Source organism: Paenisporosarcina sp. FSL H8-0542 (assembly GCF_038632915.1).
GTDB lineage: Bacteria > Bacillota > Bacilli > Bacillales_A > Planococcaceae > Paenisporosarcina.
Genome location: NZ_CP152050.1, coordinates 461,841 through 475,672 on the forward strand (window position 1 = coordinate 461,841; position 13,832 = coordinate 475,672).

Annotated in this window: 16 protein-coding genes; 11 read left to right on the forward strand and 5 right to left on the reverse strand. The window is 39.9% G+C overall.

Features of this window, described 5'->3' with window-relative positions; translation table 11 throughout:
* Nucleotides 1-53 precede the first annotated feature (53 nt).
* Together MHH33_RS02455 and MHH33_RS02460 are read right to left on the reverse strand one after the other, a co-directional pair.
* Nucleotides 54-869, reverse strand: a complete 816-nt coding sequence (locus MHH33_RS02455) for an SGNH/GDSL hydrolase family protein (protein ID WP_342542854.1) — start codon at nucleotides 867-869, stop codon at nucleotides 54-56.
* Nucleotides 870-956: 87 nt separating this feature from the next.
* Complete coding sequence (locus tag MHH33_RS02460; protein WP_016429680.1) at nucleotides 957-1,262, reverse strand: nucleotide pyrophosphohydrolase; 306 nt, start codon at nucleotides 1,260-1,262, stop codon at nucleotides 957-959.
* Between the two features lie 422 nt (nucleotides 1,263-1,684).
* Here MHH33_RS02460 and MHH33_RS02465 point away from each other — a divergent pair, with 422 nt between their 5' ends.
* From MHH33_RS02465 to arsC, 6 genes are all read left to right on the forward strand, one after another.
* The gene (locus MHH33_RS02465; RefSeq protein WP_342542855.1) at nucleotides 1,685-2,275 is read left to right on the forward strand and encodes a DNA-3-methyladenine glycosylase; all 591 of its coding nucleotides are present in this window, start codon (nucleotides 1,685-1,687) and stop codon (nucleotides 2,273-2,275) included.
* A 64-nt stretch (nucleotides 2,276-2,339) separates the two neighbouring features.
* Nucleotides 2,340-2,858, forward strand: a complete 519-nt coding sequence (locus tag MHH33_RS02470; protein ID WP_342542856.1) for a type 1 glutamine amidotransferase domain-containing protein — start codon at nucleotides 2,340-2,342, stop codon at nucleotides 2,856-2,858.
* 178 nt (nucleotides 2,859-3,036) lie between these two features.
* Complete coding sequence (locus tag MHH33_RS02475; protein WP_342542857.1) at nucleotides 3,037-4,170, forward strand: M20 peptidase aminoacylase family protein; 1,134 nt, start codon at nucleotides 3,037-3,039, stop codon at nucleotides 4,168-4,170.
* A gap of 125 nt (nucleotides 4,171-4,295) precedes the next feature.
* Nucleotides 4,296-4,628, forward strand: a complete 333-nt coding sequence (locus MHH33_RS02480; protein ID WP_016429684.1) for a metalloregulator ArsR/SmtB family transcription factor — start codon at nucleotides 4,296-4,298, stop codon at nucleotides 4,626-4,628.
* Nucleotides 4,629-4,642: 14 nt separating this feature from the next.
* Complete coding sequence (locus MHH33_RS02485; RefSeq protein WP_016429685.1) at nucleotides 4,643-5,938, forward strand: arsenic transporter; 1,296 nt, start codon at nucleotides 4,643-4,645, stop codon at nucleotides 5,936-5,938.
* A gap of 14 nt (nucleotides 5,939-5,952) precedes the next feature.
* The gene (arsC, locus tag MHH33_RS02490; protein ID WP_016429686.1) at nucleotides 5,953-6,372 is read left to right on the forward strand and encodes an arsenate reductase (thioredoxin); all 420 of its coding nucleotides are present in this window, start codon (nucleotides 5,953-5,955) and stop codon (nucleotides 6,370-6,372) included.
* Between the two features lie 39 nt (nucleotides 6,373-6,411).
* Here arsC and MHH33_RS02495 read toward each other — a convergent pair whose 3' ends face one another.
* Nucleotides 6,412-7,212, reverse strand: coding sequence for a GNAT family N-acetyltransferase (locus tag MHH33_RS02495; RefSeq protein WP_016429687.1), 801 nt, complete (start codon nucleotides 7,210-7,212; stop codon nucleotides 6,412-6,414).
* Nucleotides 7,213-7,423: 211 nt separating this feature from the next.
* Here MHH33_RS02495 and MHH33_RS02500 point away from each other — a divergent pair, with 211 nt between their 5' ends.
* Entirely contained in the window at nucleotides 7,424-8,215 is a 792-nt protein-coding gene (locus MHH33_RS02500; protein ID WP_016429688.1) for a GNAT family N-acetyltransferase, read from the forward strand.
* Between the two features lie 78 nt (nucleotides 8,216-8,293).
* Nucleotides 8,294-9,094 (forward strand): alpha/beta hydrolase, encoded by an 801-nt coding sequence (locus MHH33_RS02505; protein ID WP_016429689.1) that lies wholly within the window; start codon nucleotides 8,294-8,296, stop codon nucleotides 9,092-9,094.
* A 169-nt stretch (nucleotides 9,095-9,263) separates the two neighbouring features.
* On the opposite strand, the gene hmpA is transcribed toward MHH33_RS02505, so the two are convergent.
* Nucleotides 9,264-10,448 (reverse strand): NO-inducible flavohemoprotein, encoded by a 1,185-nt coding sequence (gene hmpA / locus MHH33_RS02510; protein WP_342542858.1) that lies wholly within the window; start codon nucleotides 10,446-10,448, stop codon nucleotides 9,264-9,266.
* A 156-nt stretch (nucleotides 10,449-10,604) separates the two neighbouring features.
* Between hmpA and MHH33_RS02515 the strand changes: the two genes are divergently transcribed.
* Together MHH33_RS02515 and MHH33_RS02520 are read left to right on the forward strand one after the other, a co-directional pair.
* Complete coding sequence (locus tag MHH33_RS02515; protein ID WP_016429691.1) at nucleotides 10,605-11,042, forward strand: Rrf2 family transcriptional regulator; 438 nt, start codon at nucleotides 10,605-10,607, stop codon at nucleotides 11,040-11,042.
* Between the two features lie 47 nt (nucleotides 11,043-11,089).
* Entirely contained in the window at nucleotides 11,090-12,019 is a 930-nt protein-coding gene (locus tag MHH33_RS02520; RefSeq protein ID WP_342542859.1) for a manganese-dependent inorganic pyrophosphatase, read from the forward strand.
* Nucleotides 12,020-12,146: 127 nt separating this feature from the next.
* Here the strand turns inward: MHH33_RS02520 and MHH33_RS02525 are convergent, their stop codons facing one another.
* Nucleotides 12,147-12,935: an AAA family ATPase gene (locus MHH33_RS02525; RefSeq protein ID WP_342542860.1), complete on the reverse strand. Its 789-nt coding sequence runs from the start codon at nucleotides 12,933-12,935 to the stop codon at nucleotides 12,147-12,149.
* A gap of 126 nt (nucleotides 12,936-13,061) precedes the next feature.
* On the opposite strand from MHH33_RS02525, the gene MHH33_RS02530 reads away from it, so the two are divergent.
* Nucleotides 13,062-13,769: a DsbA family oxidoreductase gene (locus MHH33_RS02530; protein ID WP_342542861.1), complete on the forward strand. Its 708-nt coding sequence runs from the start codon at nucleotides 13,062-13,064 to the stop codon at nucleotides 13,767-13,769.
* Nucleotides 13,770-13,832 lie beyond the last annotated feature (63 nt).

The following is a 13,832-nucleotide window of genomic DNA, read 5'->3' on the forward strand; positions in this document are numbered from 1 at the left end:
TAATAGATGTAAAACAAAAAGCGCAACTCCGCAAGAGCTGTGCTTTTTGATCTTTACATAGTGCTTGGAATAGTTTCTTGTTTTTGTTGAACGAAAGGCCATAATACTTCGGCCCAAACTTTATATCCGCGATCGTTCGGATGAATGCCATCCTTTAACGTAGATGGAAGGGTTATGTTTTTTGAAGACATATGGTCGAGCATAGCGCCATGTGTATCAAAATAACGCCATCCCTGCTTTTTGATATAGGTAGCCGTTTCATCAACATAATCGGTAAACTTCAGTCCAAACTGATTAAGTGTTGGTCCAAATTTATTTTCGGTGCATGGATTTGGCGAAAGAAAAACGATGCGAGTTTCCGGTAATGCTTCAGCGTACAATTTGTATAGAGAATCCAATGATTTAAACGTATCATCCAAAGATACATTTTTATTGTGGTTATTAATTACAGATGTCTCAATAAATAAAACATCCGGTTGCTCTTTCAATATGGGGGCAGTCACATGATCTTCGAGTAACCTTACCGAAGTATAGCCAGAGTAACCATGATTTGAGATGATGAGGTCTTTCAGAGAATGGTTCGTATTTCGAAGATTTGCTTCGATACGTCCACGCCATGTTTTCGATTGATGGGAAGATCCAGATCCGCGTGTGACACTACTGCCAGTAACGGCCATTTTTGCTTGTCCTGAAATCATAGAACGGAAAACCAGATAATCGGCCAATGATTGGTTCGGATTGTATTTTGGATCGTACGTTTTAATGAGTGTTGGATTTGCGCTTACTTGATCTTGCTTTGTATCCGTTCTTGTATAAAAGAAGAGGAGTGACCCCGCTGTAATCCAAATTAACCACTTCCAGTTGTTCATGCGGTCAACTCCTTATTAGCTTTTATAAATAATGTAATATTCAGTTAACTATTCTTCAATAGGAAAATGGATGTATGTAAGGACGATTTATACTGATTTAGACGGTATTGGGTACTTTATGGCATTTTTCTTCATTTTTTCACGAGCCGCTAACATTAAATCTTCACCGATTACATCGGAGAACTGAAGCAAGTAAATGAACACGTCAGCCATTTCATCCACGATGGCTTGTTTGTCGTGAGCAATCGCTTCTTCGCCTGAACGCCATTGAAAGCATTCTAAAAGTTCACTTGCTTCCAATGAAATAGAAATGGCCAGGCTACGTGCATCATGATTGCCTCCCCATCCACGATCGTCTCTAAATTGATTGATTTCATTTATTATCTCTTTCATTCTTATCATCCCCGTTTCAATAATATTTAATGTATTCGTTTATTATAATAAGGCAATTTTAAGCATACTGTTGATATTCCGCAAAACAGCTACTTTCCCTTAGGAAAGACGTTGGTCGACCTGTATTCAGCCAATGTCTTTGCTCTTGCGATTACTCGTCGCAGCGATGCTCCATATTACTAAATAGTAAGTGATGCTATATTACTTACTGTAGTGGAAAGCGTCCGCATGTTTCTGTTTCTGCATCGCTACGCTAGCTTCGAAACATGGTAGATCGTTGCATCGCTACGCTAGCTTCGAAACATGAAAGTGCGTTGGAACAGAAATCAACAATATAGTTTAACAGCAGCCAGCACAAATGTACGATAAAAAAGAGGATAGCTTAACATAGTTAGTCTATTACAATAGAAAGGGGAATGTACATGAATTTCCAACCTATATCAGCCGACTTTTTTCAGCAATCAACTATAAATCTTGCGAAAAATCTAATCGGACAATACATCGTCCATCAACATCCATCGGGTTTGGTCGTGGCCAAAATAATAGAAACGGAAGCATATATGGGACCTGAAGATCGTGCGGCTCACAGCTTCGGAAATCGTAGAACGAAAAGAACGGAAGTCATGTTTGGTGAAGCTGGCCTTGTTTATACCTATCAAATGCACACACATACATTGATGAATATCGTGAGCGGACCTGTCGGTAAACCCCAGGCGGTGTTATTACGCGCCGGTGAACCTATTGAAGGTCTCGACTTAATGCAACAATTTAGGGGGACAACCCCGATGAAAAATTGGACAAATGGGCCAGGTAAGCTTGCAAAAGCACTGGGAGTGGGCATGAGTTACTATGGCCACCATTGGGCAGAAGAACCTCTTTTCATTGCACCTGGGCCGGGTAGTGAAGAAGTGGAAGTGGGTCCGCGTGTTGGCATTCAGAATTCTGGTGAAGCAGTTCACTATCCATATCGTTTTTCAGAAAAAGGACATCCAATGGTTTCAAAATACCGATAAGATGTTTAACGGTATATTTCAGTGGAATAATTAGTAGGAACAAACTTTAAGGAGTGAGTTGGAAATGGCGAAAATTGCAACTTTAATCACGAAAATGTTTGAAGACATTGAGTATATGGATCCCGCGAGAGCTTTTAACGAAGCAGGTCATGAGGTATTTACAATTGAAAAAAAAGCAGGGAAAGAAGTGAAAGGCAAACAAGGGGAAGCGATGGTGATGATCGATCACGGCATCGATGATGTTAAACCAGAAGACTTTGATGCACTCTTTATCCCGGGTGGATTTTCACCTGATCTATTACGGGAGGATGAACGGTTTGTAGTATTTTCAAAAGCGTTCATGGATGCAAAAAAACCAGTATTTGCAATCTGCCACGGACCACAGTTACTGATTACAGCAAAAACTTTGGAAGGTCGAGATGCCACGGGCTATAAATCGATTGCTCAAGATTTGTTGTACACGGGAGCAAAATATGTGGATAAAGAAGTTGTGGTTTGCCAAAATCAACTGGTCACAAGCCGACAACCAGATGATATTCCTGCCTTTAACCGAGAGTCCTTGAAATTACTAGAACAAATATAATCGGAAAATGTCTCGCATTAGCGAGCCATTTTTTTATATTATACTAGTAAGGAAGTAAATCTCTTGTTAAAGAGCTTAACATCTACTGGGGTGAACAGGTTTCATCTGAAAAAAAATTACTAGTTCATTCCAATTAGGATACGGTATTTAGAAACGACATGTTCATGAGGTGAAAGGTATGAAGGAAAGTAATGAGTCACACAGGGCAAGAATAAATGAAGTGTTTGACTATTTGCATGCACATCCCGAAGTAAGTTGGAAAGAAGTTGGAACAACTGCTTACTTGAAAAAATTAATCGAACAAGAAGGGTTTACCGTTCAAACATTCGATGAATGCACTGGTCTTGTAGTTGAAGTAGGAGAAGGGGAAGCGTGTATAGGGATTCGAGCAGATATGGATGCCCTTTGGCAAGAGGTGAATAGCGTATTCAAAGCAAATCACTCATGCGGTCATGACGCACATATGACAATGGGTGTTGGAACCTTGCTTGCGATGAAAGAAATAGGATTTCCCGAAGGTATTCGTCTAAAGTGGATTTTTCAGCCGGCTGAGGAAAAAGGGCAAGGTGCATTGAAACTATTAAGTCTTGGCGTTTTGGATAATGTTGATTATTTATATGGAGTTCATCTTCGGCCCATTCAGGAAATACCAAACGGGACTGCATCAGCTGCCATCTGTCATGGTGCTGCAGGTCTAATAAGAGGCACTATTCAGGGGGAGGATGCCCATGCGGCAAGACCTCATCTTGGAAAAAATGCCATTGAAGTCGGTGCTGCTATTATTCAGGGCTTGCAAGCAATAAGAATGGATCCACTTATCCCATGTTCCGTAAAAATGACCAAACTACAAGCCGGAAGTGAGACAGGTAATATCATTCCGGGAAAAGCATCCTTTACACTTGATTTGCGGGCTCAAACAAATGATGCCATGCGTACACTTCGAACAAAGGTATGTGAAGTGATTCAAAGTGTGGAATCAATATATCATGTAAAAATCCAATATATTGTCCATGAAGGGTTGGTAGCGGCAATCGTGAATGAAGACGCCTATCAGTTGATGGCAGAGGCAATCAGCGAAGTAATCGGTGCCGATAATTTACAACCTCGAATTGAAACTCCTGGTGGTGAAGACTTTCATTTTTATTCCTTATATAAACCAAATATAAAAGCTACGATGTTAGGTCTCGGTTGTGATTTGTCCCCAGGACTCCATCACCCAAACATGACATTCAATCACAACTGCTTACATACCGGAATCGCAATACTCACCCAAACCATTTTGAATACAATTAAATCGATTTCTGCAAAATAAGATTGCCTTGGCAATCTTATTTTTTTTGTATGGATCTAATCAACGTCTGTATTTATAATTCAGTGTTGCATACATAAGTGAATGCTTATATAATCGTATTATTATTCATGGATTAGGAGATGCTTATGGACTATATAGCACTAGAACAGTATTTAAAAGGCATTGGTGACCAAAATCGGTTAAGAATCTTAACGTATCTCATGCATGAGTCATTATGTGTCTGTGAGTTAACGGAACTTCTTGATATGACGCAACCGGCAATTAGTCAGCATATGCGAAAACTAAAGACTGCAGATATTGTGAGCGAAGAAAAGCGTGGTCGTTGGACAATTTGGTCATTAAACGTTCGTCATCCACAATATCCGGTATTAATACATTTGCTCAGTTTACTACCTGCGCCTGCACGTACGGTAGAAGATTTAATTATAGAAGGCAAAAAAGTCATGTGTGAGGAATAAGTGGAGGAACTAAAATGGATTTATGGTTAGCAAGTATAGTTTTTATCGTGACATTAATTTTTGTCATCTGGCAACCGAAAGGGTTATCGATTGGTTGGTCGGCGATGGCTGGAGCGGCAATCGCACTTCTTGTAGGTGTAGTTAATTTTCAGGACGTCATTGATGTAACAGGATTCGTCTGGAATGCAACACTGACGTTTATAGCGTTGATTATCATTTCATTGATTTTGGATGAAATCGGTTTCTTCGAATGGTCGGCACTTCATATGGCCAGCTTTGCAAATGGAAGTGGCATTCGCATGTTTTTGCTCGTGACTCTACTTGGGGCTACAGTCTCCGCTTTATTTGCGAATGATGGTGCAGCTTTAATCTTGACGCCGATAGTGTTAGCGATGGTACGTGCTCTTGATTTCAAAGAGAAAATGATTTTACCATTCATCATGGCTTCTGGATTTATTGCGGATACCACTTCCTTGCCATTTGTCATCAGTAACTTGGTGAACATTGTTTCAGCTGATTTCTTTGGCATTGGCTTTATCGAATATGCGTCACGGATGTTAGTACCAAACTTATTCAGTGTAGCGGCAAGTATGCTCGTCCTGTATTTGTTCTTTGGTAAATCAATTCCCAAACACTTTGACGAAAAAATGTTAAAAGAACCAAAGAAAGCATTGAAAGATATCCGGATGTTCCATATTTCGTGGTACGTACTGAGTGTATTACTAGTTGGATATTTCTTGAGTGAATCATTGAATATTCCCGTTTCCTTTATTGCCGCTGCAGTAGCATTGATTTTCTTATGCATTGCTCGCAAAAGCAAAGCCGTTCACACACGGAATGTCATCAAAGGGGCTCCTTGGGCTATCGTGTTCTTCTCGATTGGTATGTATGTTGTTGTATATGGTCTTCGCAATGTAGGATTAACATCAGTGTTGACTGATTTAATCGAATGGACAACCAGTCATGGCCTATATACAGCAACGATTGGTATGGGTTTCATAGCGGCAATTCTATCAGCAATCATGAACAATATGCCGACGGTCATGATTGATGCAATTGCCATTGCCGATACGAATACATCCGGCGTGATGAGGGAAGCGCTGATGTATGCAAATGTCATCGGGTCTGATTTAGGGCCGAAAATGACGCCAATCGGTTCTCTGGCAACGTTGTTATGGTTGCATGTCTTAAATCAAAAAGGCGTAAAAATCTCTTGGAGCTATTATTTTAAAGTAGGGGTATTATTAACCGTTCCTACACTATTCATAACTTTAACAGGACTGTATATATGGTTGACGATAATTCACTAAAAAGGATGAGACTGATGGAAAAGAAAATTTTTTACTTTTTATGTACAGGCAATTCATGTCGTTCACAGATGGCAGAAGCTTTTGGTCATATGTACTTAGGTGACAAGTTTGAAGTTTATTCTGCTGGTATCGAAGCTCACGGTCTTAATCCGAATGCGATTAAAGCAATGGATGAAATCGGGATCGATGTTCGCAACCAAACATCAGATGTTATCGACCCAAAACTTTTGAACAAAGCAGATTTTGTGGTTACTCTATGTGGTGACGCTAATGACAAATGTCCCATGACGCCACCTCATGTGACTCGTTGGCACTGGGGCTTTGATGATCCTGCCCGAGCTAAAGGAACTGAAGATGAGAAATGGGCGGTATTCCAACGCGTGCGTGACGAAATTGGAGCACGTATCAAACAATTCTCTAACACAGGAAAATAAGCCAAAAGAGACATCGTGGGATCCTCCACGATGTCTCTTTTAAAAATTTTTACCCATATAAAACTCGTTTACGTAACTTCCATCAATGAGTAATGAGTTAGGACGGTTGCCTTCAATGCTATAACCCATTTTTTTATATAGTCCCATGGCACGTTCGTTTTTCTCCACGACTGTCAGTTCCAAGCGGGTTATCCCAACTTCATGTGCCCAAGTCTCTGCTTTTTTCATTAATGATGTCCCCACATTTTGACCATAATACGCTTGTCGTACACCGATTACTAGCGAAGCGCGATGATGCGCCCGGGGTGCCGGACCAGCAATCAATGCAACGAAACCAGCGAATTCGCCATTAAGAATGCCAACAAACATCCCGGAGTTTGCGGATTTTTTCCACTCACCGATACGTTTGCGAATGGACTGGACGGTCATTTTCCGTTCATCTTTTCCAAATAACATAAAATCCGATTCTGCATCAATATCTTGATACAGACGAATGATTGCACGTGCATCGTCCAAGTCTACGGGACGTATAATCATAATATTTTCGGGTTTATTTGAAGAAGAAGGATCGTAATCGAATGCTTCGGTTATTTTAACAAAAGTTACGGCTCTACCTAAGTCAATGCGTTTTACTGTATAATCTGAGTCAATCCACGCCAAGAAATGAGATGCAGGAGGTTTCGTCTTTTTCCACCAGCTACTATTTAAATAAGCTGCGTTTGGCAATTGTTGACCGACAATATTTTCGATTGCTGTATATGTAAGGGTGACTTCATTTTGATTAGCTTCTTCAAAAAAAGTTGCTAGTGGAATATACTTCTTCTCCAGTTTCTTTACCATTATTGACCTCTTTTCTGTATCAAAAGAAATGCGTTTAGATTAGTATAATAATATCACTTTTACCTAATGTAATCACTACTAAATTCATACTATATTCATACTATATCACTAAAAAAAGAAATTATCGCCTATAAAATGTAAAAAAATATTGAAATTTATAATATTCCTTTTTTGCAACAGTATCTAAAGTCCTAAGGAGTGAATGATATAAATGATTAGAAAATTGATTGAAGCCGATCGTCAAATAACGATGGATTTCGTAGGGCAAAAACCTGCAGAGAATGTTTTTATTATTGGGGATATTGAAGGGCATGGATTCCATTCAAACATCCAGACGCTTTGGGGTGACTTTAATGAAAAAGGGGATCTAAGAGGCGTTTTATTAAAATACGATCAAAACTTTATTGTGTATGCACCAGCTGCTTTCGATGCAGAAGGATTTGCCAATATTATTAATAAAGATTTATCCTTCAGCTATTTATCGGGAATTGAAGAAATGGTGAATCAATTAGCGCCTTACATAAAAACTCAACCTAAAAAACCTCGCGTTCTCTATTATGCAAAATGTGAGACTGTAGAACACCTGCCTGCAATTCCTGCTGACATCAACTTGGAAAAAGCTCAAGCGGATGATGCCCGTGCAATCATCGCGCAAATGAAAGCAATTCCAGAGTTTTCAGAAGGCAATTACAGCGTTGAGAATAAACGAGAATCACTGGAAAAAGGTCTGGCCCGTGCATACTTAATCAAAAATAATGGAGTCATTGTAAGTTCAGCTTCAAGTACAGCTGAAAATAGTCAGTCTGCCATGATAGTAGGGGTAGGGACATTGCCTCTCTATCAGAAGAAAGGGCTCGCAACTTACTGTATGTCCAAGCTTTGTAGAGAGCTGCTAGAAGAAAATAAAATGTTGTGTCTGTTTTATGACAACCCTGCTGCAGGTGCAATCTATAAGCGAATTGGCTTCGTTGATATCGGAAAATGGTGCATGTGGACATATTAAAATACACGAATCTGTTGAATGGGAGAAGTGTACGATGGTTTAATAGAGGAAAGAGATTGCTAGAGGAGTTTGAATGCAGTGCTTCACTATAAAACATACATCGTTTCTTCTGATGCACCGTGGGTGTCATTTGTTCACGGCGCAGGAGGAAGTTCTTCCATATGGTATAAACAAATACGGGATTTCAGAAAAGAACACAACGTCTTATTAATTGATCTTAGGGGTCATGGTAAATCAGATCGCGGCCGTTGGAAAAAAGGCGATTCTTTTGCTCACATTGCCGAAGAAGTGAAAGATGTTCTTGATGAATTGAATATTGAACAAACACACGTGATTGGCATGTCACTTGGGACAATCGTTGCCCAAACGATGGCTGAACGTTTCCCTGAGAGAATCTCATCGCTGATTTTGGGAGGGGCCGTTATCCGCCTGGATATCCGAACTAAGCTTTTACTTTGGACCGGGCGTGTGACGAAGCGCTTCATCCCATATATGCTGTTGTATAAATTGTTCGCCTGGATTATCATGCCAAAGAAAAGACATGAAGAATCCCGTCTCGTTTTCGTTAACCAAGCAAAAAAGATGTGTCAAAAAGAGTTTATCAAATGGTTTTCGTTAACCAAGCTGATCAATCCCTATTTAACAAGGCTTCAAATGAAAACGAATGCCATTCCGACTCTATTTTTAATGGGGGAAGAAGATTACTTGTTTATGCCGCCGGTTGAAGAATTGGTGAGACGTAATGAGGAATTTAAACTAATTAAGATTAAAGATTCTGGTCATGTTTGCAATATAGATCAACCGGAAAGATTCAATGAATTGTCGATTGATTTCATTTCTGCTATACAAAAAAACAAAGCTATCACCGCAGTTGGGTGATAGCTTTGTTTTTTTGTTAAACGGTATATGAGCGCACATTTGCTCTTGCCGCACTTTCCGCATGAGCCAACAAGTATGAAAACCACATTCTTGTGGGGCGTCCGCGGAAAGGGCACAGATTCCTTCTTTTATTAACATCAACAGTAAAAGTTAAACATAGCCTTTTGTTTTATGCGTGAGCTGGTTCCAGAGTAACTGCCGGCCCGAAAAATTCGAAGTGTACATTTTCTTCAGAGAAGCCTAACTCATAAAGGCTATTCACGACTGCTTTCATGAATGGTACTGGACCGCAAACGTAAATATCACTTTTTGCAAGTACATTTTCCGCTAAGAACTCTTTTGTGATGAGTTGATTATTATCGGAATACTGTGTGACATAAGTCGTATCTTCCATAACGGATAGTAATGTATGAACTTCCTTTTCAAATGCATGTAATGACATATTTCTCGCTCCATGTAGGAAAGAAACAGGACGACTTGGTGAGTTTTGTGAAATTGTCTGCAACATACTCATCATTGGCGTAATGCCTACTCCACCACTGATTAAAGTGACAGGTTGTGAGCTATCGACGTTTAAATAGAAATCTCCCGCCGGTGCACTTACTTCAATTTGATCTCCGATTTCAACAGTGTTGTGCAGGTAACAAGATACTTTACCATTTGGATCCATTTCACTTTCTTTTTTCACGGAAATACGGAATGTTTCATTCCCTGGTGCTTGTGACAGACTGTATTGACGATTAAACATATATGTTTCACCCGGAATGGATAAACGCACCGTAATGTATTGACCAGGTTGGTACGTAGTGACAGCTGAACCGTCAGCCGGTTTTAAATAGAAGGAAGTAATAATATCGCTTTCTTTTATTTTATCTACGATGACAAAATCTTTGAACTCATTCCAACCATTGGATTGTGTAGCCGCTTCTACATACATTTCATTTTCGACTTGAATGAATACATCTGCAATAACGCCGTAAGCTTCTCCCCAAGCATTAATGATGTCGTCAGTCGCTGCATCACCCAACACTTCTTTAATTGCACCTAATAGATGTGCTCCTACAATCGGATAGTGTTCCGCTTTTACACCTAGTGAACGGTGTTTATGTGCAATTTGTTTGACTGCCGGAAGAAGGACAGCTAAATTGTCGATATGTTGTGCCGCTGCATAAACAGTATTGGCAAGAGCCGTTTGTTGGCGTCCTTGTTTTTGATTGGCATGATTAAATATGTTCAGCAACTCTGGATGTGCAGAGAATAAATTTTTGTAAAAAACAGTGGTAATATTCTGGCCGTGCTCAGCTAGAACTGGGACAGTTGATTTTACGATAGCGATTGTTTGAGAAGATAACATGTTTGTTTCCTACCCTTCATCATTTGATACTTTCACCATACGCCTGCCTGTTTCTTAAAGCAATATATAAAATACATCTTTAATATTTCAGACACATTTCTTTCACGGAAAAGACATAATAGCTATAATGATGTAGGAAGAAAGAGCGGTGAAATAATGCGAATGACAATGTATACCGATTTTTCCCTCCGCGTCTTGATGTATGTGGGGGCGAAAGGAAAATCGGAACTATCGACCATACAGGAAATTTCAACTGCCTATGGAATATCAAAAAATCATTTAATGAAAGTCACATATGAGTTAGGAAAACACGGCTATATAGAAACAATCCGGGGGCGGGGAGGCGGAATACGTCTGGCTCTCCATCCTGAATCCATAAATATTGGAAAAGTCGTAAGAAAAACAGAAGACGATTTTTATTTAGTAGAATGTTTCAACTGTGCAACAAACCAATGTATCATCACCCCCGTTTGCAAATTGAGAAGAGTATTGCGTGAAGCAATGGTGGCGTACCTAGCTGTTTTGGATGGCTACACCTTGCAAGATTTACTAGTCAATAAAGAAGAGATTGGAGCCATTTTGTTTACGAAATAGGTATGATAAAATAAAAAACGTGAAGTTTGAATTATTGGAGGATACACATGGAAAAGGTATATGTACTAGGACATAAAAACCCAGATACAGATTCAATTTGCTCGGCGATCGTTTACGCTCATTTGAAGCGTGAATTAGGCATGGACGCAGTAGCGGTCCGTCTTGGCGATGTACAAAATGAAACTGCATTTGCTTTGGACAAATTTGGTTTTGAAGCACCGCTTTTAATTGAGAAAGCATCACCAGATGTAAAACAAGTCATTTTAGTCGATCATAACGAAAAACAACAAAGTGTAGATGATATTGATGACGTTCAAGTAATCGAAGTTATTGATCATCACCGTATTGCGAACTTTGAAACAGCAGACCCATTGTTTTTCCGTGCAGAGCCGGTAGGATGTACAGCTACGATTTTAAATAAACTGTTTAAAGAAAATGGTGTGGAAATTCCACCAAACATTGCGGGCATGATGCTATCGGCAATCATTTCAGATTCATTGCTATTTAAATCACCAACCTGTACCGTTCAAGATATTGCGGCAGCAAAAGAACTTGAAGTACTTGCAGGCGTAAATTCAGAAGAGTACGGTTTGGCGATGTTGAAGGCTGGAGCAGATTTAAGCGACAAGACACTTGAAGATTTACTTACACTCGATGCAAAAGAATTCGGGATGGGTAAATACAAAGTAGAAATCGCACAAGTAAATGCAGTTGATGTCAATGATGTAATGAGCCGCCAAGCAGAATTGGAAGATTTAATTTACCGTAAAATTGCTGAAAAAGAACTTAACTTGTTCTTCTTCGTTGTCACAGATATTTTAAACAACGATTCAGTTGCCTTGGCTTTAGGCGCCCAAGCTGAAAAAGCAGAAAAAGCTTTCGGCGTTCCCTTCATCAATAACGTTGCTTTATTAAAAGGTGTTGTATCACGTAAAAAACAAGTTGTTCCTGTATTAACAGAAGCATTAAGTGAATAAGAAAAGTATAAAAGCCGATTCCTTAAGGGAATCGGCTTTTAAATTGCGAGAAAGATAAATGGTTGCTCAGTATGACTCTTGGGCAAGAACGTCAGAAAACTATCCTTGTGTTGACTCTGTAGTCATACTAAAGTTCCAGAAGATGACGTAAATATCGATTCGGTTCTTTCAGGAAATCTGCTGTCAAACGAACATGCTCCACTTCATTAAAAGTTGTGGGTGTCAGTTCATTTTCGTTAATTTCGAGTATTGTGGCCCCTGGATACGCCATGACAATTGGAGAATGTGTGGAAATAAGGAACTGGGCACCATCTTTCACCATGTCATGTAATAAGGCAAGGAATGTAAGTTGTTTATTTGGCGATAAAGGTGCTTCAGGCTCATCCAAAATATAAAAGCCATTAGGTTTGAATCTTGCTTGGAACAAATCAAGAAAACTTTCTCCGTGCGACCTTTTATCCAGACCCTGACCATATAAGTGGCGAAGCTCAGAATATGTACGTGCGTAGGGCAATACTTCAAGGCTATGAGGATTCCGTTTTTTAATTTCTTGGATGGCAATTCGCGCTTCTTCCCGCATATTGGCGAGCTCTCTTGTATACGTAATGAAATCGGATGCCCTGAAGAAAAAACCATTGCGGGTTCTTACGGACCAAATCAATTTGAGCTCATCAGCCAGTTCATAAGCGTGTGAAAACGACTTATCTTGCTCCATATATTCACCGCTAATCAAGATGCTATCACTTGCTGCAGCAATACCCTCAAGCAACGTTGTTTTCCCGGAGCCGTTATCACCTGCAAGTATGGTAACGGGATGGGTGAACTTGAGTGATTCAAATTCCTCGATAAGAGGAAGATTGAATGGGTATTGATCTTGTACCGTACGACGTTTTCGAACAATTTCCCGTAAAATCATGGTCAAAAACACTCCTTTAAGAAACACTTTAGCACATTAACAAAAAGAACCGCACCATAAGTTCGGGCGAGCAGAAAAATTGCAGTGCCTATCCAAACGCACTACAATAACCATGAGGTGAATGGAATGAAAATTGAAGTATGGTCGGACTATGTATGTCCATTCTGTTATATAGGAAAGCGTCGGATGGAAGAAGCAATCGCTACTACCGGGTTGGCTCACAATATCGATGTTCAATTCAAAGCGTATGAACTGGATCCAAATTCGCCAGCGATTTCGGACAAGTCGACATATGAAATGCTTGCCGAGAAGTATCAGACGACTCCTGAAGCGGCGAAACGAATGACAGCTTCGGTTAGTCAACAAGCACAAACGGTAGGCTTGACATATGATTTTGATCGTATTAATGAAGCCAATACGTTCGATGCTCATCGGTTGGCGAAATGGGCGGAGGCACAAGGCAAACCGGCTGAAGTAAGCGAACGTTTGCTTAAAGCATACTTCATTGAAGCACAAGAAATCGGCCGACATGAAGTACTGTTAAATTTAGCAGAGGAGATCGGCTTAGATCGTAAGCAAGCTGCTGAAATATTATCCTCGAATGCATACGAGGCTGAAGTGAATCAAGATATCCAGGAAGGTATGTCCCTTGGTGTGCAAGGCGTGCCGTTTTTCGTCATCAACCGAAAATATGCAATTTCCGGAGCTCAACCTACTGAAGCATTTGCCGAAGCGTTAAGAAAAGTAGCAGAAGAAGAAGGTATTTCTACCAAGCTTCAACAATTGGGACAAGACAATGTGGGCATATGCAAAGATGACAATTGTGAATTCTGAAAAATGGAGAGCAGAGTTTTTGACTTCTCTAATGCTCTCCTTTAAAATTGCATTATATCTCGA

Excerpts from the sequence above, each read along its gene's own strand:
- hmpA (WP_342542858.1), bottom strand. The coding sequence starts at position 10,448 with ATGTTATCTTCTCAAACAATCGCTATCGTAAAATCAACTGTCCCAGTT.
- MHH33_RS02480 (WP_016429684.1), top strand. The coding sequence starts at position 4,296 with ATGGACTATATAGCACTAGAACAGTATTTAAAAGGCATTGGTGACCAA.
- MHH33_RS02530 (WP_342542861.1), top strand. The coding sequence starts at position 13,062 with ATGAAAATTGAAGTATGGTCGGACTATGTATGTCCATTCTGTTATATA.
- MHH33_RS02525 (WP_342542860.1), bottom strand. The coding sequence starts at position 12,935 with ATGATTTTACGGGAAATTGTTCGAAAACGTCGTACGGTACAAGATCAA.
- MHH33_RS02460 (WP_016429680.1), bottom strand. The coding sequence starts at position 1,262 with ATGAAAGAGATAATAAATGAAATCAATCAATTTAGAGACGATCGTGGA.
- MHH33_RS02465 (WP_342542855.1), top strand. The coding sequence starts at position 1,685 with ATGAATTTCCAACCTATATCAGCCGACTTTTTTCAGCAATCAACTATA.
- arsC (WP_016429686.1), top strand. The coding sequence starts at position 5,953 with ATGGAAAAGAAAATTTTTTACTTTTTATGTACAGGCAATTCATGTCGT.
- MHH33_RS02520 (WP_342542859.1), top strand. The coding sequence starts at position 11,090 with ATGGAAAAGGTATATGTACTAGGACATAAAAACCCAGATACAGATTCA.
- MHH33_RS02495 (WP_016429687.1), bottom strand. The coding sequence starts at position 7,212 with ATGGTAAAGAAACTGGAGAAGAAGTATATTCCACTAGCAACTTTTTTT.
- MHH33_RS02485 (WP_016429685.1), top strand. The coding sequence starts at position 4,643 with ATGGATTTATGGTTAGCAAGTATAGTTTTTATCGTGACATTAATTTTT.
- MHH33_RS02455 (WP_342542854.1), bottom strand. The coding sequence starts at position 869 with ATGAACAACTGGAAGTGGTTAATTTGGATTACAGCGGGGTCACTCCTC.
- MHH33_RS02470 (WP_342542856.1), top strand. The coding sequence starts at position 2,340 with ATGGCGAAAATTGCAACTTTAATCACGAAAATGTTTGAAGACATTGAG.
- MHH33_RS02515 (WP_016429691.1), top strand. The coding sequence starts at position 10,605 with ATGCGAATGACAATGTATACCGATTTTTCCCTCCGCGTCTTGATGTAT.
- MHH33_RS02475 (WP_342542857.1), top strand. The coding sequence starts at position 3,037 with ATGAAGGAAAGTAATGAGTCACACAGGGCAAGAATAAATGAAGTGTTT.
- MHH33_RS02500 (WP_016429688.1), top strand. The coding sequence starts at position 7,424 with ATGATTAGAAAATTGATTGAAGCCGATCGTCAAATAACGATGGATTTC.